Annotated in this window: 28 protein-coding genes and 1 pseudogene; 17 read left to right on the top strand and 12 right to left on the bottom strand. The window is 63.6% G+C overall.

Going from position 1 to position 26568, the window contains the following annotated elements; all coding sequences use genetic code 11:
* Positions 1–1011 (top strand): NADP-dependent oxidoreductase, encoded by a 1011-nt coding sequence (locus tag U5A82_RS11055; protein ID WP_326290870.1) that lies wholly within the window; start codon positions 1–3, stop codon positions 1009–1011.
* On the opposite strand, the gene U5A82_RS11050 is transcribed toward U5A82_RS11055, so the two are convergent.
* Genes U5A82_RS11050 through U5A82_RS11030 form a run of 5 tightly spaced genes read right to left on the bottom strand, consistent with a single transcriptional unit; the run spans position 1008 to position 6153 of the window.
* Positions 1008–1472, bottom strand: a complete 465-nt coding sequence (locus U5A82_RS11050) for a nuclear transport factor 2 family protein (protein WP_326290869.1) — start codon at positions 1470–1472, stop codon at positions 1008–1010. The genes U5A82_RS11055 and U5A82_RS11050 overlap by 4 nt on opposite strands.
* Complete coding sequence (locus U5A82_RS11045; RefSeq protein WP_326290867.1) at positions 1469–2458, bottom strand: NADP-dependent oxidoreductase; 990 nt, start codon at positions 2456–2458, stop codon at positions 1469–1471. Before U5A82_RS11045 ends, U5A82_RS11050 begins: the two co-directional genes overlap by 4 nt.
* Entirely contained in the window at positions 2458–3648 is a 1191-nt protein-coding gene (locus tag U5A82_RS11040; RefSeq protein WP_326290865.1) for an acyl-CoA dehydrogenase family protein, read from the bottom strand. The genes U5A82_RS11045 and U5A82_RS11040 overlap by 1 nt, the downstream gene beginning before the upstream one ends.
* A 7-nt stretch (positions 3649–3655) precedes the next feature.
* Complete coding sequence (locus tag U5A82_RS11035; protein WP_442802166.1) at positions 3656–4729, bottom strand: phosphotransferase; 1074 nt, start codon at positions 4727–4729, stop codon at positions 3656–3658.
* On the bottom strand, positions 4726–6153 hold the full coding sequence (locus tag U5A82_RS11030; protein WP_326290864.1) for an aromatic ring-hydroxylating oxygenase subunit alpha: 1428 nt from the start codon (positions 6151–6153) through the stop codon (positions 4726–4728). Before U5A82_RS11030 ends, U5A82_RS11035 begins: the two co-directional genes overlap by 4 nt.
* A gap of 178 nt (positions 6154–6331) precedes the next feature.
* On the opposite strand from U5A82_RS11030, the gene U5A82_RS11025 reads away from it, so the two are divergent.
* A complete protein-coding gene (locus U5A82_RS11025) occupies positions 6332–7345 on the top strand; it encodes an NADP-dependent oxidoreductase (protein WP_326290863.1) in 1014 nt (337 codons plus the stop codon).
* Between the two features lie 16 nt (positions 7346–7361).
* Positions 7362–8540: an aromatic ring-hydroxylating oxygenase subunit alpha gene (locus tag U5A82_RS11020; RefSeq protein ID WP_326290861.1), complete on the top strand. Its 1179-nt coding sequence runs from the start codon at positions 7362–7364 to the stop codon at positions 8538–8540.
* A 186-nt stretch (positions 8541–8726) separates the two neighbouring features.
* On the opposite strand, the gene U5A82_RS11015 is transcribed toward U5A82_RS11020, so the two are convergent.
* Both U5A82_RS11015 and U5A82_RS11010 read right to left on the bottom strand, forming a co-directional pair.
* The gene (locus U5A82_RS11015; protein ID WP_326290859.1) at positions 8727–9506 is read right to left on the bottom strand and encodes an SDR family NAD(P)-dependent oxidoreductase; all 780 of its coding nucleotides are present in this window, start codon (positions 9504–9506) and stop codon (positions 8727–8729) included.
* A 101-nt stretch (positions 9507–9607) separates the two neighbouring features.
* Entirely contained in the window at positions 9608–10027 is a 420-nt protein-coding gene (locus tag U5A82_RS11010) for a nuclear transport factor 2 family protein (protein ID WP_326290857.1), read from the bottom strand.
* 332 nt (positions 10028–10359) lie between these two features.
* Between U5A82_RS11010 and U5A82_RS11005 the strand changes: the two genes are divergently transcribed.
* Together U5A82_RS11005 and U5A82_RS11000 are read left to right on the top strand one after the other, a co-directional pair.
* The gene (locus tag U5A82_RS11005) at positions 10360–11163 is read left to right on the top strand and encodes an SDR family NAD(P)-dependent oxidoreductase (protein ID WP_326290855.1); all 804 of its coding nucleotides are present in this window, start codon (positions 10360–10362) and stop codon (positions 11161–11163) included.
* A gap of 23 nt (positions 11164–11186) precedes the next feature.
* Positions 11187–11969 carry an SDR family oxidoreductase gene (locus U5A82_RS11000; protein ID WP_326290854.1) on the top strand — a complete coding sequence of 261 codons (783 nt, stop codon included), beginning with the start codon at positions 11187–11189 and terminating at the stop codon, positions 11967–11969.
* A gap of 28 nt (positions 11970–11997) precedes the next feature.
* On the opposite strand, the gene U5A82_RS10995 is transcribed toward U5A82_RS11000, so the two are convergent.
* From U5A82_RS10995 to U5A82_RS10985, 3 genes are all read right to left on the bottom strand, one after another.
* A complete protein-coding gene (locus U5A82_RS10995) occupies positions 11998–12303 on the bottom strand; it encodes a putative quinol monooxygenase (protein WP_326290852.1) in 306 nt (101 codons plus the stop codon).
* Between the two features lie 17 nt (positions 12304–12320).
* The gene (locus tag U5A82_RS10990; protein WP_326290850.1) at positions 12321–12743 is read right to left on the bottom strand and encodes a nuclear transport factor 2 family protein; all 423 of its coding nucleotides are present in this window, start codon (positions 12741–12743) and stop codon (positions 12321–12323) included.
* A 78-nt stretch (positions 12744–12821) separates the two neighbouring features.
* Positions 12822–14351, bottom strand: coding sequence for a fatty acid--CoA ligase (locus U5A82_RS10985; protein WP_326290847.1), 1530 nt, complete (start codon positions 14349–14351; stop codon positions 12822–12824).
* A 192-nt stretch (positions 14352–14543) separates the two neighbouring features.
* Between U5A82_RS10985 and U5A82_RS10980 the strand changes: the two genes are divergently transcribed.
* Positions 14544–15305 (top strand): SDR family NAD(P)-dependent oxidoreductase, encoded by a 762-nt coding sequence (locus tag U5A82_RS10980; protein WP_326290845.1) that lies wholly within the window; start codon positions 14544–14546, stop codon positions 15303–15305.
* A gap of 119 nt (positions 15306–15424) precedes the next feature.
* Positions 15425–16177 carry a ThuA domain-containing protein gene (locus U5A82_RS10975; RefSeq protein WP_326290844.1) on the top strand — a complete coding sequence of 251 codons (753 nt, stop codon included), beginning with the start codon at positions 15425–15427 and terminating at the stop codon, positions 16175–16177.
* Here the strand turns inward: U5A82_RS10975 and U5A82_RS10970 are convergent.
* A complete protein-coding gene (locus tag U5A82_RS10970; RefSeq protein WP_326290841.1) occupies positions 16174–16539 on the bottom strand; it encodes a Rieske (2Fe-2S) protein in 366 nt (121 codons plus the stop codon). The two genes, U5A82_RS10975 and U5A82_RS10970, sit on opposite strands and share 4 nt — an antisense overlap.
* An 83-nt stretch (positions 16540–16622) precedes the next feature.
* Between U5A82_RS10970 and U5A82_RS10965 the strand changes: the two are divergent.
* Together U5A82_RS10965 and U5A82_RS10960 are read left to right on the top strand one after the other, a co-directional pair.
* A pseudogene (locus U5A82_RS10965) lies at positions 16623–16928 on the top strand (hypothetical protein); the annotation flags it as partial.
* A gap of 82 nt (positions 16929–17010) precedes the next feature.
* Positions 17011–17679 (top strand): NADP-dependent oxidoreductase, encoded by a 669-nt coding sequence (locus U5A82_RS10960; RefSeq protein WP_326290838.1) that lies wholly within the window; start codon positions 17011–17013, stop codon positions 17677–17679.
* 154 nt (positions 17680–17833) lie between these two features.
* On the opposite strand, the gene U5A82_RS10955 is transcribed toward U5A82_RS10960, so the two are convergent.
* The gene (locus U5A82_RS10955; RefSeq protein ID WP_326290835.1) at positions 17834–19027 is read right to left on the bottom strand and encodes an acyl-CoA dehydrogenase family protein; all 1194 of its coding nucleotides are present in this window, start codon (positions 19025–19027) and stop codon (positions 17834–17836) included.
* A 98-nt stretch (positions 19028–19125) separates the two neighbouring features.
* Between U5A82_RS10955 and U5A82_RS10950 the strand changes: the two genes are divergently transcribed.
* From U5A82_RS10950 to U5A82_RS10915, 8 genes are all read left to right on the top strand, one after another.
* Entirely contained in the window at positions 19126–20016 is an 891-nt protein-coding gene (locus U5A82_RS10950; protein WP_326290833.1) for a helix-turn-helix transcriptional regulator, read from the top strand.
* Positions 20017–20182: 166 nt separating this feature from the next.
* Positions 20183–20617: a Zn-ribbon domain-containing OB-fold protein gene (locus tag U5A82_RS10945; protein WP_326292911.1), complete on the top strand. Its 435-nt coding sequence runs from the start codon at positions 20183–20185 to the stop codon at positions 20615–20617.
* Entirely contained in the window at positions 20610–21755 is a 1146-nt protein-coding gene (locus tag U5A82_RS10940) for a thiolase family protein (RefSeq protein WP_326290831.1), read from the top strand. Before U5A82_RS10945 ends, U5A82_RS10940 begins: the two co-directional genes overlap by 8 nt.
* Positions 21756–21761: 6 nt before the next feature.
* Complete coding sequence (locus tag U5A82_RS10935; RefSeq protein WP_326290828.1) at positions 21762–22970, top strand: acyl-CoA dehydrogenase family protein; 1209 nt, start codon at positions 21762–21764, stop codon at positions 22968–22970.
* A gap of 30 nt (positions 22971–23000) precedes the next feature.
* A complete protein-coding gene (locus U5A82_RS10930; protein ID WP_326290825.1) occupies positions 23001–23963 on the top strand; it encodes a thiamine pyrophosphate-dependent dehydrogenase E1 component subunit alpha in 963 nt (320 codons plus the stop codon).
* A gap of 18 nt (positions 23964–23981) precedes the next feature.
* Positions 23982–24998 (top strand): alpha-ketoacid dehydrogenase subunit beta, encoded by a 1017-nt coding sequence (locus U5A82_RS10925; RefSeq protein WP_326290823.1) that lies wholly within the window; start codon positions 23982–23984, stop codon positions 24996–24998.
* A 6-nt stretch (positions 24999–25004) separates the two neighbouring features.
* Positions 25005–25805, top strand: coding sequence for an E3 binding domain-containing protein (locus U5A82_RS10920; protein ID WP_326290822.1), 801 nt, complete (start codon positions 25005–25007; stop codon positions 25803–25805).
* Positions 25802–26461, top strand: coding sequence for a dihydrolipoamide acetyltransferase family protein (locus tag U5A82_RS10915; protein ID WP_326290821.1), 660 nt, complete (start codon positions 25802–25804; stop codon positions 26459–26461). Before U5A82_RS10920 ends, U5A82_RS10915 begins: the two co-directional genes overlap by 4 nt.
* Positions 26462–26568: the final 107 nt, after the last annotated feature.

The raw sequence follows: 26568 nt of genomic DNA, 5'->3' as shown, positions 1-26568 counted from the left end.
ATGACCATCAACCGCCGCTTTCTCCTCACCGCCCGGCCCGACGGCCTTATCAAGCCTGGCGATTTCACGCTGGTCGACGAACCGGTCCCCGCCATCGGCCCCGACGAGATGCTGGTGCGCAACCATTATGCCTCGATCGACCCGGCCATGCGCGGCTGGCTGGACGACGTACCCAGCTACCTGCCGCCGGTCGCACTGGGCGACGCGGTGCGGGCGACGACGGTGGGCGTGGTGGAGGCCAGCAATCTGGAGGGCTTCGCGCCGGGCGACTGGGTGATGGGCCTCAACAAGATCGAGCACTATTCTGTGGCGCGCAAAGGCGGTTTCACCAGCCCGATCGATGCGGCGCTGGTGCCATCGGTGACCCATTATCTCTCCGTCATGGGCGCTGTCGGCCTCACCGCCTATTTCGGGGTGAACGACATATTGAAGCCCCAGGCAGGCGAGACTTTCCTCATCAGCGGCGCGGCCGGCGCTGTCGGATCGCTGGTCGGGCAGCTGGGCAAGCTGGTCGGCGCGCGGGTCGTCGGCATAGCGGGCGGACCGGACAAATGCCGCCGCCTGATCGCCGATTACGGCTTCGACGCGGCGGTCGATTATCGCGGCAAGGATGTCGATGCGCTGACGGCCGCGATCGGGGAGGCGTGCCCGGACGGCATCGACCTGGTGTTCGAAAATGTCGGCGGCATCGGGCTGGACGCGACGCTGGAGCATATCAACGCCCATGCGCGCATCGGTCTGTGCGGCCTGATCTCCGAATATAATGGCGAACCCTATGGCACCCGCAACCTGTGGAAGCTGATCGCCCGAATGGCGACCATTCGTGGCTTTCTGATCAGCGAGTTTCTCGATCGCTTCGCCGAGGGCGGCATGGCGATGGCGAAACTGGTCGGCGAGGGCAAGCTGCGGTTCGACGAGCATATCGATGAAGGCATCGACAACGCCTTCCCCGCCTTCCTGCGCCTGTTCGAGGGCAGCAACCAGGGCAAGATGATCCTGAAGCTGATCTAGAAGCGCAGCGGATCGTTCACCGGATGGCCCGGATCGGCGGGATGGCCGAACAGCCGCACTTGCGCGTGCATCGTGTCGAAAAATTCCCAGATTTCGCGGATGGTGCCATCCTCGACGCGAAATATCTGGCAATAGGTCTGCTCGTAACGGTTGCCGTCCTTGGTTTCGGCGCCGCCCTCCATCATGCCGACCACGGTCGGGCCATCGACGGCCATGATGCGATGGCGGCGGGCGAGATTGACGGTGCCGGGCACGAGGTTGGCCATGACCAGCGGGAAAATATCCTCGAACAATTGCCGCTTGCCATAGGAGCGACCCGACACAGGAGTCCGACCGGCGACATTATTGATGAAATCCTCATGCAAGGTCGCAGCGAACCCGTCGATGTCCATCGCGGAGAGGCAGCGATACCACTGCTCCACCACGGATCGAGGGTCGACGGGCCTATGTTCGCGCGTCAAAGCCGCACGACCTGCTTTCCCCGGTTCGCGCCGGTAAACAGCCGGGCCAGCGCCGCCGGGGCGTTTTCCAGACCGTCCAGCACATCCGTCTGCCAACTGATCCGCCCGGCCAGCGCCAGTGCCGCCAACCGCGCGCGTATGCGGGGCCACGCCGCCTCATGGTCCAGGATGATGAACCCGCCCATCGTCGCCCGGCGCAGGATCAGGTTGAAATAATTGGTCGGCCCGGCGATCTTGCCGCCTTGTTCGTACCGGCTGATGCCCCCGCACAGCACCACCCGTGCGCCGATCGCCAGTCGCGCCAGCATCGCGTCGAGCACCTCGCCGCCGACATTGTCATAGACGACATCAACGCCATCGGGCGCGAGCGCCTTTATCTGCTTCGAGATATCGCCCGCCTTATAGTCGATCGCGGCGTCGAACCCGGCTTCATCGACCAGCCAGGCGCATTTTTCCGCGCCACCGGCGATGCCGATCACCCGGCATCCCGCGATTTTGGCCAGTTGCCCCGCGACCGATCCTGTCGCCCCGGCCGCGCCTGAGACAAGGACCGTGTCACCGGCCACGGGGCGTCCGATGTCGTGCAGCCCGACCCAGGCGGTCAATCCGGGTATGCCCAGCAGCCCCAGCATCGCTTGGGGCGGCAGGTCGGGATGGCAGGCGTCGAACCCCGCGCCGTCGCTGACCAGCGCTTCGGTCCAGCCGGTCATGCCGACGACCATCGTGCCGATCGGGAATTTGCCGCCCTCGCTTGCGACCACCTCCGCCACGCCCATGCCGCGCATGACGTCGCCCAGTTCGATGGGCGCGACATAGCCGCCGAAATTTTCCATCCACCCCTTTTGCGCCGGCTCAAACCCCAGCCAGCGGGTCGCCAGCAGCATCTGGCCGGGACCGGGTGTCGGCATAGGCACATCGACCATCGTAAAGTCGGTCGCGGCGACGGGGCGACCGACCGGGCGATCGGCAAGAACAAGCTGGCGCATCAGCGCCCCGCGTTCGCGCGCTTGATCTTCTTGGCGAGGCTCCATTTATGGACCTCGGTCGGCCCGTCATAGATGCGGAAGGCGCGAATCTCACGGAACACCTGTTCGACCATCGTGTCCTGCGTGACGCCGGTGCCGCCCATCACCTGGATGCAGCGATCGGCGACGCGGAACAACGCTTCGGACACCGCGACCTTGGCCATCGAGCTTTCGGTGGTGCCGAGTTCGCCGCTGTCCAGCACGTCGGCGCACCAGTCGATGATGAGTTCGCATTGTTTCAGGTCGATGAGGTTTTCCGCCAGCGGAAAGCCCACGCCCTCATGGTCGATCAGCGGCTTGCCGAAAGCATGGCGCTTGCAGGCATAAGCGGAGGCGATCTCCTGCGCGCGGATGCATGCGCCCAGCCAGCGCATGCAGTGGGTGAGCCGCGCCGGGCTGAGACGGATCTGCGCATAGTCGAACCCTTTGTGCAGTTCGCCCAGCACCTGGTCCGGCGACACCCGTAGATTATCGATCGCGATCACCGAATGACCGCCGGGCATCGAGCCATCCATCGTATCCATCACCCGCTCGATACTGATCGCCGGATCGGGCAGATCGACCAGGAACATGGTCGCGGCCATTTTCTCGGCCGTGCCGCTATTGGCCATGACGATGCCGACCTTCGCGCCCTTCGCGCCGGTGATGAACGCCTTTCGCCCGTTGATGACCCAATGGTTGCCGTCCTGCACGGCGCGCGTCTGCATCATCGACGGGTCGGCCCCGGCCCCGCCATCCTCGGCCGGTTCGGTCATGAAGAAGGCGGATCGGGCCTCGCCGCGATGCATGGGGGCCAGGAAATGATCCTTCTGCGCCTGCGTCCCCACCTTGCCGATCAGATACATATTGCCTTCGTCCGGGGCGGCGGTGTTGAGCGCGGTCGGGCCAAGGATCGACAGACCCGATGTCTTGAGCACCAAAGCGGTTTCGCGATGGGTCAGATGCCCGCCATCGGGCAGGACATGGGGCGTCATCAGCCCGGCGGCGCGCGCCTTGTCGCGCATCTCGGCGACCAGTGCCTCCTCCGGGCCGTGGGCGTCCTGACGCGGGTCCTTTTCATAGGGGATAACGACATCGCGCACGAAACGTTCGACCCGCGCGGCCAGATCGGCGGCGCGCTGGGTGGGCGCGGGATGGGGAGCGGTAATCATGGGCAATTCAGTCCTTTCGGGCTGCCATGGCGCGGGCCAGGCCGGCGAGTTCGGGCAAGGTATCGACCAGGCTGGCCGCTTCGGGCGAGGCGGCCGTGCCGCGCGCCATCCGCCCCTTGATCCCGTGCAGGATCGCGGCGAAGCGGAACATGTTGAAGGCGAGGTAGAAGGACAGATTGTCGATCCCCGCCCTGCCCGTCCGCGCGCAATAGGCCGCCACATAGGCGTCTTGGCGCGGGATGTTGAGCGCTACCAGATCCGCGCCCTTGAACCCGCCGATGATATGGGGCGGCAGATGATACATCATCAGATGATAGGTGAAATCGGCGAGCGGATGGCCCAGGGTCGAAAGCTCCCAGTCCAGCACCGCCAATATCGTCGGCTCTGTCGCGTGCCAGATCATATTGTCGGCACGGAAATCGCCATGCACGACTCTGCTTTCGTCGCCGGCAGGGATGTTCGTAGGCAACCAGTCGACCAGCCAGTCCATATCGTCCAGCCGCCCGGCTTCGACATCTTCACCATATTGGCGCGACCAGCGCGCGATCTGGCGTTCGAAATAATTGCCCGGCCGTCCATAATCGCCCAGCCCGATCGCGTCGGGGGCAAAGCCGTGCAGCTTTGCGATGGTCGCGTTCATGGCGTCGAAATAGAGCGGCCGTTCCTGTGTCGTCAGGCCGGGTAGCGTCGAATCCCAGAAAATGCGGCCCTCCACCATCTCCATCAGGTAGAAGGCGGTGCCGACGATGCTGTCGTCGTCACACAAGGCATAGGCCTTGGCGACAGGAAAGCCCGCCGCGCCAAGCGCGCTGATTACGCGATATTCCCGCTCGATCGCGTGGGCGCCCTTGAGCAACTGGCCCGGCGGCTTGCGGCGCATCACATATTTACGCGTCGGCGTAATCAGCTTGTAGGTCGGGTTGGACTGGCCGCCCTTGAACTGCTCGACGGTCAGCGGCCCGGCAAAGCCCTCCACATGCGCCGCCATCCATTCGGCGAGGCGTTCGATATCGAAACCATGGCCTTCGCGGATCGCGCCCGATCCGGCGAAACGCTGCTGCGCGCTGTTCGTCATCGTCATGCCGCCTCGATGAATTTCATCAACGTATTCTGAAACTGGCGGATCTGGATTTCCTGATAATTGGCCAGTTGCACCTGCCCGTTGGCGGAGCTTTTCAAGCCTTGCTGGACGAAGGGCAGATTTTCCATATCCTGTTCGAACACATCGCCCAAAATGCCGATCTCGGCCGCTTCGGTCCATTTCTGCGCGTCCGTCAGGAAATGCATCGGCGGGCATTTGGGCGGGGTTTCGCCGGGCGGCGTGCGGGTAAGGATGCGCACTTCCATCAGGCAATGGTCGACATCATGCCACGGCCGCCAGCGATAGACGATATTGGGCTGGAACCCCGCCCAGGGGCTGTAATTGGGGAAGACATTATAGAGCAGCGCATCCATCATCTCGCTGTCGGATGCGAAGCTGATGTCCTGCCCGAACATCTTGCTGGTCGTTTCGCGCAGGCTGGCGCCCAACGCCGCGCGGGCCGTAACCCCATCCGGCACCTTGACGTTATAGCCGCCTTCGGGTTGCTCCTCATAATTGTCGGACGAGCGGCCATTATATTTGACGAACTCGTCGACGATCCATTGCTGCGGCTTGCCTTCGGGATCGATGTGGGGCGACATGGTGCCGAAGGGCGTGACCGTCAGGTTCGTATAGTCGCCGTAGATATTATAGGATGAATTGGCGTCGCCGGTGAACGGCAGCAATTGCGGGTGGGTGACGACGGTGTGCCAGCTTTCCATGAAAGCCTCCATCACCACCTTCCAATTGGCGGGAACGACCTTGCCGACCCAGATGACGGTCGTGCATTCCTCATGCTTCCAGCGCTGGAAATGTTCGGGCAGCGGGGCCAGAAATTCCTCGATCGTCGGCCCTTCGCCCGCTTCCCGGATGAAGATATAGCCGCCCCAGCGCCCGACGGACACTTCGGGCAGCGCCATCTGATCGTCCGACAGATGCGCAAAATCCCAGCGGCACGGGATCTGTTTCATCGACCCGTCCATATTCCAGGTGAAGCCATGGAACGGGCATTGCAGTTCGCCTGCCCAGCCGCTTTCCAGCTTCAGCTTGCGGCCGCGATGCAGGCAGACATTGTAGAAGGCGCGGACCGACATATCCGCCTGCCGCACGATGATGAAGGATTTGCCGACATTCTCATATACGGCATAGTCGCCCGGCTCGGGCAGTTCCTCCTCGCGCACGGCGAATTGCCAGACCTTGGGCCACATTTTCTGCTTTTCCAGCTCGAAAAAGGCCGGGTCGGTGTAGCGGGATGTGGGGATCGGATCGGACCCCAGATTTTCATAGACATCCTGATAGAGATATTCCGGCACTTCATTGGTGTCGGCCAGGGCCAGGTCGCGATAGGACGGCCCCGGACAGCGTGGCAGCGGCTCTCCCTTGATCTGCGGCGGGGCTTTGATCTGGGGATCGGCGTCAGCCATAGTCTCGAATCTCCTCTTCCTGCGCCCAATCTATCGAAAGTCGGGCGCTTTATGACCTATGGATTGCATCAGGCCACCCAAGGCGTTGATGTGTCGACCTAGTGATAATCACAGGGAAGCGCCAACCGCGCACGCTCTATCATCGCGTCGTCGGCTATGACCGGCGTCCAGGAGAGTCATGACCGGCACGCATCGCACCATCACGCTGGCCCGGCGCCCCACAGGGCTTCCACAGGCGGGCGATTTCCAGTTGGCGCAGGCGCCGTTGCCGGTGGTGGCGGACGGCACGATGCTGGTCCGCAACCGGGTATTTGCGATCGATGCGGCGATCCGCGGTTTCATGGACGACCGGCCCAGCTATCTGCCGCCGCTGGCGATCGGCGAAACCATCCGCGGCATGGCGCTGGGCGAAGTGGTGGACAGCCGCCTGCCCGGTTTCGCCGCAGGCGACATCGTGCGCGCGCTGGCTGGGTGGGAGGAATATAGCCTGCTCACTGCCGACGCGCTGGGCCTGGAAAAATGCGACTGTCCCGATCGGGGGGCGCTCTCGCTCTATATGGGCACGCTCGGCCCGTCGGGCCTGACCGCCTATGTCGGCCTGTTTGCGATCGGCCGGATCAAGCCGGGCGATACCGTCGCGATCAGCGCGGCGGCGGGCGCGGTGGGCAATGTCGCGGGCCAGATCGCGCGCCTGTCCGGCTGCCGGACGATCGGCATCACCAGTTCACCCGACAAGGCCGCGCTGTGCCGCGACCTGGGCTTCGACGCCGTCGTCGATTACAACGCACCCGGCACGCTGGACGCGAAGATCGCCTCCGCCGCGCCGCAGGGGATCGACGTCTATTTCGACAATGTGGGGGGTGAGATACTGGACGGCATACTGCCCCACCTGACTGATCATGGCCGGGTCATCGTGTGCGGCATGATCGCCAATTATAACAATGCCGATGAACAATATCCGATCCGCAACCTGTGGCAGTTGCTGGTGAAGCGCGCGACGATGCAGGGGTTCCTGACCTATGAGCATCCAGAGTTTCTGGCCGAGGCGCAATCGCGTATCGGTGCATGGGTCAAGGCTGGCGACCTGCGCCCGCTGGAAAATGTAACGCATGGGCTGGACGCGACGCCGGACGCCTTCATACGATTGATGAGCGGCAGGACGACGGGGAAAACCGTCGTCTGCCTGCCGTGAGGAGAGAGACACGAGCATGGGCTATCATGACATCATCGGCAACGAAGCCGCCAGGATGCTGGACTATGTGGAAAGCGGCACGACCGACTGCGCAGCCGAAACCATGGCCGTGCCCGCCGCCGCCTATACCGACCCGGCCTGGTTCGACCGGGAGATGTCGGAGATTTTCCTGAAGCTGCCGTTGCTGGCCGCGGTGACTGCCGAAATGCCCCATCCGGGCGATTACAAGGCGATGGACCTGATGGGTAAGCCCATCCTCATCACCCGCAAGACGGACGGGTCGGTCGCGGCGATGTATAATGTCTGCTCGCATCGCGGCATGATCCTCAAGCCCGAAGGCCATGGCAACGCCAAGCGTTTTTCCTGCCCCTACCACGCCTGGACCTTCGCCAATGACGGCAAGCTGATCGGTGTCGCCGAACCCAAGAAGTTCGGTGCGATCTGCAAGGAGGACCATAATCTCACCGCCCTGCCCTGCGTCGAGGCGGGCGGCATCATCTGGGTCAGCCTGGACCCGAAGGCCGACATGGACATCGGCAAGCATCTGGGCGGGATGCTGGACGACCTCAACGCCTATGCACTGGATCAATGGCATTTTTGCGGGTCGCGCCGCATATATGGCGCGAACTGGAAGGTCGCCTATGATGGCTATCTAGAAGGCTATCATTTCGCCGCCGCCCATCCCGAAACCATCCATCCGCGCACCTTCAGCAACATCATGAGTTTCACCGCCTATGGCCCGCATCTGCGCGTGGGCTATCCGCAGGTCCGCATCAAGGAAGCGCTGGGCGCGCTGCCGCGCGAGACCTGGGGCGAGCATGAAAATGAAGGCTATGACTTCGTGCGCACCATCTTTCCCAATGTCAGCATCTTCTTCGCGCCCGAAATCACCCAGGTCGCGCAACTGATCCCCGGCCCGACGCCGGACAAGAACATGACCAACCTGCTGTTCATCCGCCGCCATGGCCCCAAGGACGAGGCCGACGCCGCCGCCATCGAGGGCATGATGGACTGGCTGCGCGACGTGGTGGATGTAGAGGATTATGGCGTCGGGCTACAGGTGCAGAAGGGCATGGAGTCCGGCGCGCGGCCGAACGTCACATTTGGCCGCAACGAGCGCGGGAACCAGTATTTCCACCGTTATGTCGACTATTATCTGAGCGACGATCCGGGCAAGACGCCGCCGGTCCTCTGACACAAAAACCTATGGCTTGTTCCCCGGCGCAGGCCGGGGCCCAGTCCCGCGCTCTGAACTGGACCCCGGCCTGCGCCGGGGAACTTCAACATCATCGCGTCTTGGCATAGCTTGCCACTTTCACACCGCGATGACTTTTGGCTCAGTTCGCCATGATCGGCGGGACCAAGCCATAATCATCTCACCCTAAACCCCCATCATCCCGGCCGTCGACGCGCCGTCGATGGCATATTCCGCGCCGGATATGAACGCAGCTTCGTCCGACGCCAGGAACGACACCAGCGCCGCCACCTCCTCCACCTGGGCCATGCGGCGTAGCGGAGACATGCCCTGATAGGCGGCCAGCGCCGCGGCGCTATCGGGCGACTTGTCGATGATCGCCTGGATCATGTCGGTCTGCACAACGCCTGGCAGGATCGCGTTGCAGCGGATATTCATCCCCTCGTTCGCGCAATGCATCGCCACGGATTTCGACAGCGCCAGCACCGCGCCCTTGGTGGTCGAATAGGCGACGAAATTGCCCATCACCTTGTGCGCGCTCATCGAACTGTTGACGATGATCGATCCGGTCGCCCCGCCCGGATTGTGACGCATCAGGCGCACGGCCGCCTGCGCGGTCAGCATCACGCCCGTCAAGTTGACGTCCAGCAGGCCGTTCCAGGCGTCGAGCGCGATATGTTCGACGCTGCTGTCGCCCCGTTCCATACCCGCATTGGCGAAGGCGATGTCGAGCCGCCCGAAGTCCGCCCGGACCAGCGCATCGAACCGCGCCCAGTCGGCAGGCTCCTGCACCCGGCCCTTGAGGAAGGTGGCGCCGGTCGAGGCGGTGATCGCGGAGGCTGCGGCCTCGTTCGATCCGGTGAAGATCACCCGCGCGCCGTCAGCGGACAGGCGCTCCACCGTCGCCTTGCCGATGCCCGACGTCCCGCCGGTGACCAACGCCACCTTGCCCGCCAAATTGTTCATATGCCCATCATCCTCTCGCCCGATTACGCCTGTTTGCGGCCATCATGGCAAGGCGCAAGCCCTTTGCCGCCTGCTATAAATGGCAGGCGGGGCATATGATGTCAGCTATCGACCGGCGTGCCCGTCGCGCGGCAGATCGCCGCCGTGTCGAAATAATAGGGCGTGATCCCGCTGAACTTGCCATCGCGCAGGTGGAATACCTCGCACAAGGGCATTTCCAGCCGTTCGCCGTTGAACCGGGAGGTCGCATGGAAAGACAGGAGGACGACGATATTATCCTGCGATATCGCGATATCCTTATAGTCCAGCGCCGGATCTTCCCAGAAGGCGAACACTTTGGTGAAGAGCGCCTGCAACGCACCCTTCCCTTCATAGACGCCGCCGAAGGGCAGACATTCCGCCTCCACGATCCTGAAGTCGTCGGTCAGCAGCGCCTCGACCTTGTCCCACTGTCCCGTGCCCGTCAGCGAATAGAGATGTTCGATCTGGCCCTTGAGGGCAGCATAGCGTTCGGCATCCATGCGCGTGTCCCTTGCTGTCAAAACTTGGTCGAAACCTGCACCATCACCGTCCGGGGCAGCGCGCCGAAGCCCGAGGCGCAATAGCGATAGTCATGATGCCCAGCCCCTTCGATCGTCCGCCCAAGGTCCGATGTCGGGCTTGTTCCGTTGAATGTCTCCGGCAACCCGATTGCCCGATATCAGGGGCGCGGACTGCCGACGACGGCGGCATGCACCCGGCGCCGCATCAGGTCACCCTGTGAAAAGCCGCAGGTGCTGCATGGCCGATATAAAGGGACAAGGATGGGCAGGAACATAGGGCCGACACCGGCCATATACGGGAGGGCGAGGATATGGGCGCAGGCCGTTTGGACGGACGCATTGCTTTGGTTTCCGGTGGCTTGCGGGGCATCGGCCTCGCTATCTGCATCTGTCTGGCCGCCGATGGGGCAAGCGTCATCATAACCGATCTGGATGGCCCCGACAGCCCGGACGCCGTCGCGGCCATCGGCACGGTCGAAAACGCCAGCTATATCCAACTGGACGCCACGCAGGAGGACGCGTGGATCGCCGCGCGGACGCAGGTAGAGCGGGACTTTGGCCATCTGGACATATTGGTGAACAATGTCGGTGGCGCCCTTAACGGCAAGGTACAGGACATGCCGCTGGCCGACTGGCGGCGTCTGATGACGCTGAACGTCGATACCGTATTCCTGGGGACCAAGACGTTCCAGCCCCTGCTGGCGAAGGCGGGTGCAGGCACCCCCTATGGCTCCAGCATCATCAATGTCAGTTCGATCTTCGGGCTGGTCGGCATGGGCGACGTATCGGCCTATAACGCGTCCAAGGGCGCGGTGCGGCTGTTCACGAAGTCCAATGCGATGGAATTTGCCGATGCTGGCATCCCGATCCGGGTCAACAGCATTCACCCCGGTTTTGTGGAAACGCCGCTTCTGCATCAGGGCATGGCCCTCTGGGCCGAGCGCGAGGGCGGGACCGCGCAGGAACGGATCGATGAGATGGCCGCGACCACGCCGACCAAGCGCCTCGCCCAGCCGGTCGAGATCGGGAAGGTCGTCGCCTTCCTCGCCAGCGACGACGCCAGCTACATGACGGGCAGCGAAGTCGTGGTCGATGGCGGATGGACCGCCCGCTGATCCCTGTCGTGGAAGGATAGATAATGCCCAACTTCGGTCTCGACGGCGCGGTGGCGCTCGTCACCGGCGCGACCGGCGGCATCGGTCGCGCGACCTGTCTCGCCCTCGCGGAATCCGGCGCGAGGGTTATCGCCACCGACCTGGCCGACAGCGCCGACATTGCAGGCGCTGCCGATTATCGTCGGCTGGACGTGACCGATGAAGCCCATTGGGCCGCGCTGATCGCCCAGATCGACACCACGCATCGTCGGCTCGACATCTTGGTCAACAATGCCGGGATATCCGTGACCAACAGCATCGCCAACACGACCTTGGCCGAATTTCGCACATGCATGGCGATCAATGTGGAGGGCGTGTTTTTGGGCACGCAGGCCGCGCAGAGCTTGCTGGCCAAAAGCGGGACGGACCGCAAGGGTGGCTCGTCCATCGTCAACCTTTCATCCGTCGGCGGCCTGCGCGGGGCAGCGCTCATGTCCACCTATTGCGCCAGCAAGGGCGCGGTGAAGCTGTTCAGCAAGAGCGCGGCCCTGGAATTTGCGATGATGGGGCTGCCCATCCGCGTGAACAGCGTCCACCCTGGCGGGATCGACACCAACATGATGGACACGATCTACGCCCGCTATGTCGATGATGGCCTGTTCCCCGACGAAGCCACCGCGCGCGCCACCGTGTCGGCGAACCACGCGATGGGGCGAATGGGCGAACCGGACGAGATCGCAGCGGGCATCGCCTATCTGTCCAGCCCGGCAGCCAGCTTCATGACCGGCGCGGAACTGGTGATCGATGGTGGCATGACCGCCAAATAAATGGCGGTCATGCAAAGCAGCGTGTGGATCAGGATGTCACCGTCAGCACTTCGCTACTGACGACCTGATGTATCTGAACGGCGGTGCGAAACTTTCCTTTGAAATCCTGTACCAGCGCGGCGACCGCGGGAAGAGCCAGGTGCGTATCCAGCGCCGCCTGGTCGCGCCATCCTTCCGTCGCCATGATAATGCCGCGCTCCGCGTCCTCAAGCGCCATATGGTAGAATAGGCAACCATCTTCTGCGCGAGATGGCGCGCATAGTTCTTTCAGGCGCCCATAAAGCGCGGGCAGTGTGTCCAGGTCGGTGAAAATCTGTCCGGTAATCACGATCATCGGTACGGCTCCTTGGCTCAGCTCTGGTGGATGATGGTGAAGCTGCGGCTTTGCAGGAACCACGCGCCGCCGCGCTTCACCAGCTTGTCATTATAGCAGGCGCGGGCGCGCTTATCCTTGCCGGTTTCCGGTTCCTCATAGACTTCGGAGATGTAGGTGCGCGCCTGCGCGACGTCGCCGTCGACCTGGATCATGCCGACGGATATCATGAAGCTGAGCTTGGGATAATGCGGCATCGCCCCGCGCCACAGCGCGACGATCGCGTCCTTGCCCTCCACGATCCCCAATTCGGGATAGTGCGACAAATCCCAGTGGCTATCCTCGACCCAGATCGAGGCCCATAGGTCCTCGTCCACGCGATTGACCGCGTCGGCATAGGTTTCCAACACCTCGCGGATCGCCATGCGATCTTCCAGCGGCCCGGTGAAATTGGCGGTCATGCGCGTGGCTCTCCCATAGTCTGTTTGGCAGCAGGCTATGCCGTCACGACCGGCGCGTGACCTGCTGGAAACAGCAGGTCAGCGATATTCGTCGCGCAACAGGCGGCGCAATATCTTGCCCGATGGATTGCGCGGCAGCTGCGCGCGAAACTCCACGCTCTTGGGCGCTTTGTAAGCCGCGATCCGTTCCCGCGCCCAGGCGATCAGGGCCACCGGATCAGGCGTCTCACCCTCGACCGGCACGACGATCGCCTTGACCGCTTCACCCCATTTGACGTCCGGCACGCCGATGACCGCGACATCGCTGACCTGGGGATGGCTGTAGAGGGCGTTTTCGACCTCCGCCGGATAGACATTCTCCCCGCCGGTGATGATCATGTCCTTGATCCGGTCGGCCAGATAGAGATAGCCGTCCGCATCCATCGTGCCCGCGTCACCCGTGCGCATCCACCCCTCGGCGTCGATCGTCTCGGCCGTCGCGTCGGGCCGCCCATAATAGCCGATCATGTTGGCGGCCGATCGCACCGCGATCTCTCCCACATCGCCGCGCGGCAGCTCCATGCCGGATTCATCGATGATCCGCACCTCCACGCCCGGCAGCGGCAATCCGACCCCGCGCATCCGCGCATTGCCGTTTGGATCATGATCCTCCGGCGGCAGCCCGACGATCGTCCCGGCCGTCTCCGTCATGCCGTACATCTGCGCAAAACCACAGCCGAACACGGCGATCGCCTGGCGCATCAGGTCCAGCGGAATGGCTGATCCGCCATAGCAGATAGTCTGGAGAAAACTGAAGTCGGTGGTGGCTGCGGCGGGATGATCGCACACGATCCGCATCGCGGTCGGCACCATCATGATCTTCGTGATGCGATGCGCGGTCAGCAGGCCCAGCACCTGATGCGGATCGAACTCGCGCACCACCACGCCCTTGCCGCCATGTTGCAGCGACCACAGCCCCCACCCCGACCCGCTGATATGAAAGATGGGCATCGCGATCAGCGCGACATCCTGCGCGCTCCACCTGTTCCAGGCGGGCATGATGGCGTCCGGCGTGTCCTGCCGCAGCGCCAGCAGGCTGCGATTGGTCAGCATCGCGCCCTTGGGATTACCGGTCGTGCCGGACGTGTAGAGTTGCAGGACCGGCTCATCATAGTCCGCATCCCGATGCGGATCGATCGGTGCCTGCGCGTCCCGCCAAGCCGCAAAGTCCACCCGCTCCGCGACGGGTTCGGTCGTCAAAATGGCATAGTCGCCCTGCCCGTCCAGCCGGTCGAGAAATTCGGGATCGGCCAGCACCAGCCGGGGCCTGGCGTCACCCAATATATAGGCGACCTCCGGCAGTGCCAGCCGCCAGTTGATCGGCACCAGCACGACGCCCGCCTTCGCCGCGCCCAGCCAATATTCGAAATAGAGATCGCTATTCCTCCCCAGAAACGCGACCCGATCACCCGGCGACAGGCCCATGGCGACCATCGCGGCGGCCACGCAGCTGGCATGGGCGTCCAGCGCGGCATAGCTGCTGTCCCGCCCCTCGAACGTCAGGGCGATCGCCTCGCCTCGCACTATCGCATGGCTTCGGATAAGGTCGGCGAGAACGGGCTTACCCATGAGCGGAACATCTCTCCTGGCGTTTATGCCACCATCTATAGGGCAGCGATGGCCCATCCGCCCCTGTCAATTCCATGGGGTCGGGGCGACAGGCGAACACTGTCGGAAACGCCAGTGCCTCCCACCCCGTCATCGGCTAGATATAGCGCAACAGGCTACGCCGAAGCACGGGCGGACCGAGAGGAGCGATGTATGGATCTGGGACTGAAAGGCCGTAAGGCCATATTGGCTGGCGCGAATGCCAGCATGGGCTTGGCCGTCGCGCGCATATTGGCGGGCGAAGGTTGCGACATCGCCTTGTGCGGGCGCACGCAGGGCAAGGTCGACGGCGCTGTCGCCGAACTGTCCGCGCTGGGCGTCAACGCATTTGGCGCATCGGTCGATGTCACCGACGCCGATGCCTTCCCGGCATGGATCGAACAGGCCACCAGCCAACTGGGTGGTTGCGACATCTTCATTTCCTTCGTCTCGGTCAATCCGGGCGCCGATACGGTCGAAGGCTGGAACACCGTGTTCAACGGCGACATCCTGCCGCTGGTGCGCGGTATCCAGGCAGCGCTGCCGTCGCTGGAACAGTCCGATGCCGGATCGATCGTCACCATCTCCTCCACCGGTGCGATAGAGGAATTTATGGGGCCGCAGCCCTATAATGCGCTCAAGGCCGCAATCATGAATTACAGCGCCGCGCTGGCGCAGAAGCATGCGCCGCAGGGCATAAGGGTCAATTGCGTGACCCCCGGTCCGGTGTTCACGCCGGACGGACCATGGCAATATATCAAGGACAATATGGCCGATTTCCACGATTCGATCCTGCAACAAATCCCCTTCGGCCGGATGGGGACGGGCGAGGAGATCGGCAAGGCCATCGCCTTCATCGCTTCCCCCGCCTGCCGCTACATGACCGGCGCCAACGTGCGGATTGACGGGTCGATGACCAAGGGCGTGTCTTTCTAGAGCATTTTCGAAGCAGATGGCATCATCTGCTGGCTGGGAAAATGCGGAAAACAAAGAATAACGAGAGCATGATCCGATCCTGTATGATCGGATTATGCTCTGGACAAAGGATTTAGGGCATGAGTGACCATCCCGAGCGGATCGACTGCGTCCTGATCGCAGGCGGCCTGTATCACGACATCGACTTCGCCCGGCTGCAACTGCTCAAGCTGCTGGGCGAGGACGACCGGGTCCGCACCCGCGTGTTCGAAAACTACGACAATATCGACGCCATCGTCCAGGCCGACTTCCTCGTCACCTATACCTGCGACGTCGTGCCATCACTTGCCGCGCAGGAAGCATTGCGCGACTGGGTGAAGGGCGGCGGGCGCTGGTATGCGCTGCACGGCACCAATTCGGTGCTGCGCCTGTTCGACAACGGCCTGTATGGTAGCCCGCGCTGGGCGCCGCTGTTCATGGACACGCTGGGCAGCCAGTTCATCGCCCACCCGCCGATCGCGCCCTACAGCGTGACCGTCGCCGATCCCGACCATCCGATCACGCGCGGCATCGCACCGTTCGAAACCACCGACGAACTCTATTTGATGGAACGGCACGGCGACCTGCACGTCCTGCTCGAAACCGAATTTGCCGGCGAAGCGACCGGCTTTGACGAGGCCGATTGGGCGCAGGACAAGCATCCTGTCCTCTACATCAAGCCGCAGGACAAGGGCGCCGTCCTCTACAACACGCTGGGCCACTGCCGGGGGCATTATGACATGCAACCCCTTCTCGACTATTGGCCGACCGTGGATCGCTGCGCCTGGGACCTGCCGGTCTTCTACGATCTTTTGCGGCGCGGCATTGATTGGGCCAAGGAAAGGCGGGCCTAGACCAGCGCCTTCACCGGCAGATGCTCCATCCCCGGCGCGTCGTCCGGCACCGCGACTTCGATCCAGCCGTCGTCGGTCACCCGCCATGGGAACAGCTTGAGCGGCTTGTAGCCTGCCCCGCCTAGGCATTCGCCGCTGTCCAGCTTGAACCGCGCGCCGTGCAGCGGGCACATCACCGATCCGCGCCGGACCTTCCCAGCCGGGGCGAGTTCCGCCGCGGCATGGGTGCAGCGATTGATGATCGCGTGGATCGCGCCCTCTTCACGGCAGAGGAACAGCGGCCAGCGGTTGACGATGAAGGGTAGCATCGCCTTTTCCGCCACATCCGACGCCTGGATCACGCGATGATAGGTCTCACTCATAGGTCTTGAACATCCGGCCTCTCCATATCCGACCCGTCTGGCCCAAGCCGATACAGCCGACAATTAATGCTTGTCATAGCTGCATGACGGACCCGAACGTTCCATGCCATGGTCAGGAAAAGAGGATGACCGGCATGAACCGCTTCTGGCAACTGGAAAGCTATCCGAACGGAACGGATTTCGCGTCCGGCATCAAGCTGCGCGAAGAGGCGGTGCCGACCATTGGCGACAACCAGTTGCTGGTGCGCAATCTGTGGCTGTCGCTGGATGCGGGCACGCGCATGTGGCTGACCCCGCGCACGGACAGCTATATGGCCCCCACCCCGCTGGGCAGCAAGATCGTGGGCTTCGTCCTGGGCCAGGTCGTGGAATCGCGCCACGCCGGGTACAAGCCGGGCGATATCGTGCGGGCCTATGGCCAGTGGGCCGACTATAGCGTGCTTGCCCCCCGACAGGGGCGCTATCTGGATCGTGGATGCCATCGCCGACATGCGCCAGCATTTCGCCGTGCTCGGCCCCAATGGCTGGACAGCCTATGTGGGCCTCACCGAATATGGCCGGGTGCGTCCGGGCGAAACCGTGCTGGTGTCGGCTGCCGCAGGCGCGACCGGGCTGCTCGCCGCGCAGTTCGCCAAGGCGATGGGATGCCGGGTGATCGGCATTGCGGGCGGCGCTGCCAAATGCGCCTTGCTGACCGATCGCTATGGCCTGGCCGCCGCGATCGATTACAAGGCGAACGATCTCGCCGCGCGGCTCGCCGCCTTGGCGCCCGGTGGGATCGACTGTTTCTTCGACTGCGTCGGCGGGGATACGCTTGATACCGTGCTGCCCGCCATGGCGATGAACGGGCGGATCGCAATCTGCGGCCTTATCTCCACCTATGACAAGGCGGAGCGGGTCGGCCCGCAGAATTTCGACCTGATCCTGATGAAGCGCCTGACCGTGGCGGGCTTCTTTTCGCCCGACTTCTATTTTCGCGGCGGCGAGATCAACCGGCTGACCGCGCCATGGCTGGCATCGGGCGTGGTGACGATGGAATTCGACGTCACCAATGGCCTGGAGAACACGCTGGACGCCTATGGCAAGCTGTTTTCCGGCGGCAATATCGGCAAGGTGATGGTGGACCTGAGCGCCAGTTAGGCCACCGTCAGAGCCAGCGCAGGCGCTTCACATGAAATCCGTTCGCCCTGAGCCTGTCGAAGGGCTTTTCTTTCCCTCAACGCCGAAAAAGAAAGGAGCTTCGACAGGCTCGGCTCGAACGGATGGGCGTGACGGGTATCTCATGCGCCTCAGGCTAGGCCGCCACCAGCGCCTCGTAACGCCGCAATTCCCACTCGCTATCGCCCAGCAATGACGCCAGCAGCATGACGCGCTTGAACGCCTGCCCGACCATCAGTTCCTCGGTCGTACCGATGCCGCCATGGAGTTGGACCGCATCTTCGCCCAGCGCCATCGCGCTGGCGCTGATATAGGCCTTCGCCCCCGTGATCGCCGCAGCGCGAGCGGCATCTTCCCGCCGCGTCGCCGCGGCGCGATAAAGCTGCGAACGGCTCAATTCCATGCGGGCATAATTGTCCGCCATGCGATGCTGGATCGCCTGGAAACCGCCGATCGGCTGGCCGAACTGCTTGCGCGTCTTGATATAGTCCAGCGTGGCGTCGAACATCATCGCCATCAACCCGATCAATTCAGCGCTGATCGCCAGTCGCACGTCGATCAATACATCGTCCAGCGCCGCCAGCCCGCCCGCCATCGCTTCGCCCGGCACATTGGTCAGCACCAGATCGCTCGCGATCGACCCGTCGGTCATGCGATAATGGCGCAACGTCAGCCCCGGCGCGTCGGCCTGCACCAGGAAAAAGCGCGCCTCACCCGTCTCATCGATCGCGGACACCACGAAGACATCGGCGACGCTGCCCGCTAGCGCCATCTGCTTCGCGCCGCTCAGCCGCGCACCCTTCGCGCGGGTGGCGACGCTGTCCTGATTGAAGCGCGCGCTATGCTCGCCATGCGCCAGGCTCGCCATCGCTTCGCCAGCGGACAGGCGCGGCAGCCAATGGGACTTTTGCGCATCCGTGCCCAACTTGTCGATCATGCCGCCCGCCATCAGGATGACCGGCAATATCGGCTCCACGGCAACGGCGCGGCCGATCGCCTCCATCACGGTGATGAGTTCGACGCTGCCGCCACCAAAACCGCCCCATTCCTCGGCGAAGGGAAAGGCGAGCAGTCCGGTGTCCGCCAGCGCGGCCCACCCCTCCAGGCAGAAGCCATGCGCCTGCCTGACATAGCTCAGCCGTTTGGCCGGGTCGTAGCGATCGCCCGCAAACTTCTCGATAAGGTTGCGCAGGAGAGCCTGTTCCTCGCTGAGATCGAAATTCACGCTGCCCCTCGCTTCCGCTATCGGTGACGCCGCGCCTGCTTCGACGGCGGCATCCTTCATCCGTGCCAAAAGGATAGACCCCGCCGCGCCCAGGCCAGCCTGCATTTTCCGATAGTTTGCGGCATCATGACATTGCGGACCTGCCACTATTCATAGGTTTTGTTTCGCTTGATCCTTATCAGCTTGGGGCGTAGCTTTCGGCTATGGAGAGATTAGGCGACATATCCGTCGCCTGTTCTAACGACGGCGGAATCCCGGCACAGATCGGCACCGACGCCCGTTTCGACAGGCATGTTCCCACCGCGATTGCGACGTCGGCCGATATATTGCCCGCGGCGCAGGCATTGCGCGACATCGCCATGGATGTCGGCAATTTCCGCGTCGCCGCATGCGCCAATATCGCGTCCAAGATGCCGATGTGCGATGCGGACGGCAATGTCCTGGCCCATTCCGTCTTCGGCTGGCCATCGACCAAGGAACAATGGTGGAAGAAGCCGCTTCTGGCGCTCAGTTCCCCCCTGCCCTTCGCCTGCCGCTATGAAAGCGATCCTTTCTGGGTCAACGCCCATGGCATCCACACCCGCGCCCACAACCCGCTGCTCGGCCAGATCGACCTGTCGCATTTCAGCGAGCAGGTGAACGCCAGCGCCGTCATCGTCGTGCCGATCCACCTGCCCTTCGGCCAGATCGGCGCGGTCAGCTTTTCACCTATCGACGATACGCGCGAAGACCTGTCGCGCGAGTTCGACCTGTACGCCGATCAGCTGGAATATCACAGCCGCCGCTTCGTCGGCGGCTATTCGCGCGTCACCAGCCAGCGGCCGTGGATCCCCACCAATTGCCGCCTGTCCAAGCGGGAAGTGGAATGCCTCCGCTGGGCGGCGGTCGGCAAGACCGACGTGGAGATTGCGATGATCCTGACGCGCAGTTGCGCCACGGTGCGCTTTCACATCCATAATGCCGCCACAAAATTGGAAGCCGTCAATCGCAGTCAGACCGTGTTCAAGGCCACCCAGCTCGGCTATCTGGGCAGCGTCGCCACCGTGACGACGCCGACCAATCACGACATGATGGACGCCGCCGCCGCCAACTGAGCAGCGCAGCGACAGCACAGGAAAAAGGCCCGCCCGGCAATGCCGCGGCGGGCCTTTTCTTGTCCATCGGGGCGACCTGCGACGATAACCTATGCTTTCTTACAGCAGCATTTGCCCGCCCGCATTTCCATAGTCGTCGCAGACAAGCAGACCAGGGAGCTGAACCATCACCGACATCGCCAGCCTCGATAGCGTTGCCGTAGCAGAGGGCCTTTTCGCCGCGCAGCCGCAACCGCATCTGATCGGCGGGCGTGATCGCGAAACGGGCCGCATCGTCTTTCCCTATCCCGCTGGCGATCCCCGGTTCGAAGCAATCGCTCTGCCTGCGCGCGGCCGGGTCTGGTCCTGGACCATCCAGCGCTTCCGCCCCAAGACTCCGCCCTATATCGGCGCGCAAGCGTTCGAGCCGTTCGCCATCGGCTATGTCGAACTGCCCGACGCGGTGATCGTCGAGACGCGGATCGTCGGCATCGCCTTCGATGCGATCCGCATCGGCATGGAGATGCAGACGGTCATCATTCCCTTCGCCACCGACGCTTCGGGTCGCGCCGTCCTCACCTATGCCTTCGCGCCACTTCAGGAGGACAGGCAGCATGGCTGATGTCTTCATCGTCGGGGTGGGCATCCACCCCTTCGGCCGCACCGATGGCCTGTCAGGCCTTCAGCAGGGCGCTTATGCAGCGCGGGCGGCGATGGCTGATGCGGGTGTCGATTGGAGCGACATCCAGTTCGGCTTCGGCGGCTCCGACGCGTCGGGCAATGCCGACACGATCGTCAACGAACTGGGCCTGACCGGCCTGCCCTTCATCAACGTCAAAAATGGCTGCGCGACTGGTGGGTCGGCGATGATCGGGGCGTGGCAGGGCATCGCGTCCGGCCAATATGACATTGGCATCGCGCTGGGGTTCGACAAGCATCCGCGCGGCGCGTTCAACGCCATGCCCGCCGACTACAGCCTGCCCGACTGGTATGGGTCGGTCGGCCTGATGGTCACGACTCAGTTCTTCGCCATGAAGCTGCAACGCTATATGGCCCAGCATGGCATCACCAGCCAGTCGCTGGGCCGCGTGTCGGAAAAGGCGTTCGATAACGCGGTCCACGCCGACCATGCCTGGCGGCGCGCGCCGGTCGACATCGACACCATCCTGAACGCCGCGATGATCAACGATCCGCTGACCAAATATATGTTCTGTTCGCCCGCTGAAGGCGGCGTGGCGCTGATCCTAGCGAGCGAGAAGAAGGCGCGCGAACTCGGCCGCGCCGACGTTCGCGTCAAGGCGGCGGCGATCCGCACCCGCCCGCCCGGATCGTTCGAGGTGTTCGCGCCGGGCCTGGACGTCGTGCGCGGTGGCGCGCCGACCCTCCTCGCCTCCGCCGCCGCCTACGAGATGGCAGGCGTAGGCCCGGAGGATATCGACGTCGCCCAGTTGCAGGACACCGAGTCGGGAGCGGAAATCATGCACATGGCCGAAAACGGGTTCTGCGCCGACGGCGCGCAGGAGGAATGGCTGGCGGAGGGCTGGACCCGGATCGACGGCAGGCTGCCGGTGAATACCGATGGCGGCTGCCTGGCCTGTGGCGAGCCGATCGGCGCATCCGGCCTCCGGCAGGTCTATGAAAATGTCATCCAGTTGCGCGGGCATGGCGGCGGCCGCCAGGTGCCGGGCAACCCCAAGACCGCCTACACCCATGTTTACGGCGCGCCCGGTATTTCCGGCGTGACCATCCTCCAGCGCTGACGGCCTATGGACCTGCATTTCACCCCCGAAGACGAAGCCTTCCGCGCAGAGGTGCGCAGGTTCCTGGACGGCCACCTGCCCGACCATCTGCGCGCGGGGATGCAGGCCACCCCTACGGTCTTCGTCGAACCTGACATCGGCCGCGAATGGCAGGCGATCCTGCACGCCAAGGGCTGGCTTGCCTATAACTGGCCCGTCGATTGCGGCGGCACCGGCTGGACCATGACCCAGCGCTATATCTTCGAGAAGGAATGCGCGCTGGCCGATGCGCCCAGTCTGCCGGTCCTCAGCCTCAAACTGCTCGGCCCGGTCATCTGCCGCTTCGGCACGGCGGAGCAGAAGGCGACCCTTCTGCCCCGCATCCTGGACGGCACCGATTACTGGTGCCAGGGCTTTTCGGAACCGGGCGCCGGGTCCGACCTCGCCAGCCTCAAGAGCAAGGCGGAGCGCAAGGGCGATCATTATCTGGTCAACGGCCGCAAGCTGTGGACCACCCATGCCCAGCACGCGACCCACATCTTCTGCCTGCTGCGCACCGACCCTGCCGCCAAACCGCAGGCGGGCATCAGCTTCATCCTGATCGACATGAACCAGCCCGGCGTGGAGGTCCGTCCGATCATCGGCCTGGCGGGCGATCATGAGGTCAACGAAGTCTATCTGGACGATGTCGTAGCGCCGCTCGACAATCTGGTGGGGGAGGAAGGCGGCGGCTGGACGATCGCCAAATTCCTGCTGGAAAACGAGCGCGGCGGCGCCTGCCACGCGCCCAAATTGCTCTCCGACCTCCAGAAATTACGCAGGGCCGCAGCCCAGGAACCCGACGGTATGGGCGGATGCATGGCGGACGATACCGCGTTCATGGCCGCCATCGGCCGCACCGAACTGGAAGCGCAGGCGCTGGAAATGACCGAATTGCGCATCCTCGCTGACATGGCCAAGGGCCTGCCGCCCGGCCCGCAAACCTCGCTCTGCAAAATGGTCGCCTCCACCCTGCGCCAGCAGGTGGATGGCCTGGCGGTGCGGCTCTACGGCTATGCAGGCCTAGCGCTGGAGGAACATCGCCCACTTTACGGCAATGGCGCGCCCGAACCGCTGCGCGACAAGGCGGCGCAGGTCGCGTCCCCCCGCTACCTCAACAGCCGCGCCTGGACCATCTTTGGCGGGACGAACGAGGTCCAGCGTACTATCATCGCCAAAACGGTGCTGGGTCTGTGACCTGCGACACCATCATGGGAGACGGACGACATGCAGCTTAGCCGCGAAGCCCTGTTACAGGCCTATCGCCAGATGAAGACGATCCGTGTCTTCGAGGATCGCCTGCATGACGAGATCGCGCTGGGCGAGATCGCCGGCTTCACCCATCTCTATGCTGGGCAGGAAGCCTGCGCCGTGGGCGTGTGCGAACGTCTGGACGCACAGGATTTCATCATCTCCACCCACCGCGGCCACGGCCATTGCATCGCCAAGGGATGCGACGTCGTCGGCATGATGAAGGAAATCTACGGCTCCAGCGAAGGGCTGTGCAAGGGCAAGAGCGGCTCCATGCACATCGCCGACGTGACCAAGGGGATGCTGGGCGCCAACGGCATCGTCGGGGCAGGCGCACCGATCGCGGTGGGTGCGGGCATCACGGCCAAGGGGACGGGCAATGTCTCGATCGCCTTTTCCGGTGACGGCGCGTGCAACCAGGGCACGACGTTCGAGGCGATGAACATGGCGGTGGTGCTGAAACTGCCGGTCATTTTCGTGTTCGAAAACAACCATTATTCCGAGCATACCGGCGAATCCTACGCGGTCGGCGCGGAAAGCATGACGACCCGCGCCGCCGCCTTCGGCATGAAGGCAATCAAGGCCGACGGAATCGATTTCTTTTCCGTCTATGAGGCGATGCGGGAGCTGATCGCCTATTGCAAGGCGGGCAATGGCCCCGCCTCCATCGAATTGGATTGCGAGCGCTTCTTCGGTCATTTCGAAGGCGATCCGCAGCGCTATCGCGGCAAGGGCGAACTGGATCGGCTGCGCGAGGAACGCGATTGCCTCAAACTCTTCCGCACCAAGGTGACGGAGGCCAAGCTGCTGGAAGGCGCGGCGCTCGACGCGCTGGACGCGGAAGTCACGGCGCTTATCGACCGCGCCGTCGCCGAGTCCAAGGCCGCCGCCCGCCCCACGGCCGACCACGTCCTTGAAGACGTCTATATCAGCTACTGACGCGAAAGATTTTCCATCATGGCCATGAAAATGATCCGCGACGTCATTCGCGACACGATCGACGAGGAAATGGCGCGCGACGATAGCGTCATCATGCTGGGCGAGGATATCGTCGGCGGCATGGGGTCGCCCGGCGGGCCGGAAGCGATTGGCGGCATCTGGGGCACGTCTGGCGGGCTGTGGGCCAAATATGGGTCCGACCGTGTGATCGACACCCCCATTTCCGAAAGCGCCATCATCGGCGCGGCGGCGGGCGCTTCGCTGACCGGCAAGCGCGCCATCGCCGAAATCATGTTCGCCGACTTCATCGGCGTCTGCATGGACCAGATCTGGAATCAGGTCGCCAAGTTCCGCTACATGTTCGGCGGCAAGAGCAAATGTCCGATCGTGATCCGCATGCCCTATGGCGGCGGCTACAATGCCGCGCCCCAGCACAGCCAGTCGATCCACGCGATGGTGACGGCGATGCCAGGGTTGAAGGTCGTGATGCCATCGACCGCCGCCGATACCAAGGGCCTGCTGGCGCAGGCGATCCGCGAAGACGACCCGGTCATCTTCCTGGAGCATAAGGCGCTGTATGGCGTGAAGGGCGAAGTGCCCGACGGCGATTATCTGATCCCGTTCGGCCATGCGCGGCAGGTGACGCAGGGCGATGACATCACCGTGCTCGCCACCGGTATGATGGTCGGCTTTGCGGAAAATGCCGCAGCGCAGCTGGCGCAGGACGGCATCGGCTGCGACCTGATCGACCTGCGCACCACCAGTCCGCTGGACGAGGAAGCGATATTGGACAGCGTGGAGCGCACCGGCCGCCTGCTGATCGTGGACGAATTGCCGCCCCGGTGCAGCTTCGCCACCGATCTGTCGGCGCTGGTCGCCAACAAGGCCTTTTCCAGCCTGCGCGCCCCGATCGAGATGGTGACCGGCCCGCACAGCCCGGTGCCTTTCGCCCGCGAACTTGAATCCGCCTATCTGCCCTCGCCCGAAAAAATCGTGGCGGCGGCGGTCAAGGCTATGTCCTACAGGCGGGGATAAGCAGCCATGGCCAATCTGCGCGCATTCGCCATGCCCAAATGGGGCATCGAAATGACCGAGGGCGTCGTTGCCGAATGGATGGTCGCCGAAGGGCAGCCGTTCAAGAAGGGCGACACGCTGGCGCTCATCGAGACCGACAAGATCACCAATGAGGTCGAGGCCGAAGCCGACGGTATGTTCCCCCGCCTGCTGGCCGAAAAGGGCGGCACCTATCAGGTCGGGGATCTGATCGCAGTCTTGACCGGCGCCGATGAACAACCGTCGGCCCAAGAGGTGGAGGCGTTCGTTGCCGGGTTCCAGCCTGCCGACGCCAAGCCTGCGTCCAAGGCGGCAGCACCATCGTCGCCGCCCCCCTCGGCCGGTTATGGGCAAGCTACTCCTCCGCCCCCGGCCAAGGCCATCACCATTCCCGCCGACGCGGCAATCAGCCCTGCCGCCCGCGCTTTCGCCGAAGCGGAGGGCATCGATATCGCCCATATCATCGGCTCCGGTCCCGATGGCCGAATCACCCTTCAGGACGTGCAGCAGGCCAGCCTGCCCCCGGTCGCAGTCGGTGGCGGCGCGGCTGTCGACACCACACCGGTCGGCAACATGCTGGGCGACGTCTATGCCAGCCCACTGGCGAAACGGCTCGCGGTCCAGCACAAGGTCGATCTTTCCGCCCTACGAGGGACTGGGCCGAAGGGGCGCATCTGCAAGGCGGATGTGCTCTCGCAGGTGCAGCCATCGGCACCGGCGTCGGCGGAACCAGCCGCCCCCATGGCCTTCGCCCGCCCCGCCCCCGGACGGCCGAGATCGTCAAGATGACGCCGATGCGCAAGGCGATCGCCAAGGCGCTCAGTCACAGCAAATCGACCATCCCGCATTTCTACCTGCGATCGAAGATAAGGATCGACGCGATACTGGGCCTGCGCGCGCAGGCGAAGGCCGCGACCGGCGAAGCGCCCAGCATCAACGACTATGTCGTCCGCGCCTGCGGCCTGGCGCTCGCGCAGCATCCCGACGTCAATGTGCAGGTTCATGGCGACGAAATCCACCGCTTCGGCAGCGCGGATATTTCGGTGGCGGTGGCCACGGACAAGGGACTGATCACGCCTATCGTGAAGGGGGCCGACACACTGTCGGTCGCCGCTATCGCGCGCGAGATCAAAGCATTGGCGGACAAGGCGCGCAACGGCAAACTCCAGCCCGAAGAATTTCAGGGCGGCAGCTTCTCGATCAGCAACCTGGGCATGTTCGGCATCGACCAGTTCGACGCGATCATCAATCCGCCGCAGGGCGCGATCCTGGCAGTGGGCGCCGGCACGCGCCAGCCGATCGAGATCGGCAATGCTTTGGGCTTCGCCACGATCGTGGAAATGTCGCTCAGTTGCGATCACCGCGCCATCGACGGCGCAGTCGGCGCGGCCTTCATGCGGACGTTGAAAGACCTGATCGAAGACCCGAAACTGCTGACGGCATGAGGAGAAGCGGGGGCTGTCCTATACGCCCCCGCTTCTTCATAATGTCGGTCAGACACATGAATAGGATCAACCGACCGTAACAATATTTCAAAATGAGCGGGAAATGT

The sequence above is a fragment of the Sphingobium sp. CR2-8 genome (genome assembly GCF_035818615.1).
Classification (GTDB): domain Bacteria; phylum Pseudomonadota; class Alphaproteobacteria; order Sphingomonadales; family Sphingomonadaceae; genus Sphingobium.
The sequence above is the reverse complement of the archived record's forward strand: the minus strand, read 5'-3'. Positions and strand labels throughout refer to the sequence as shown.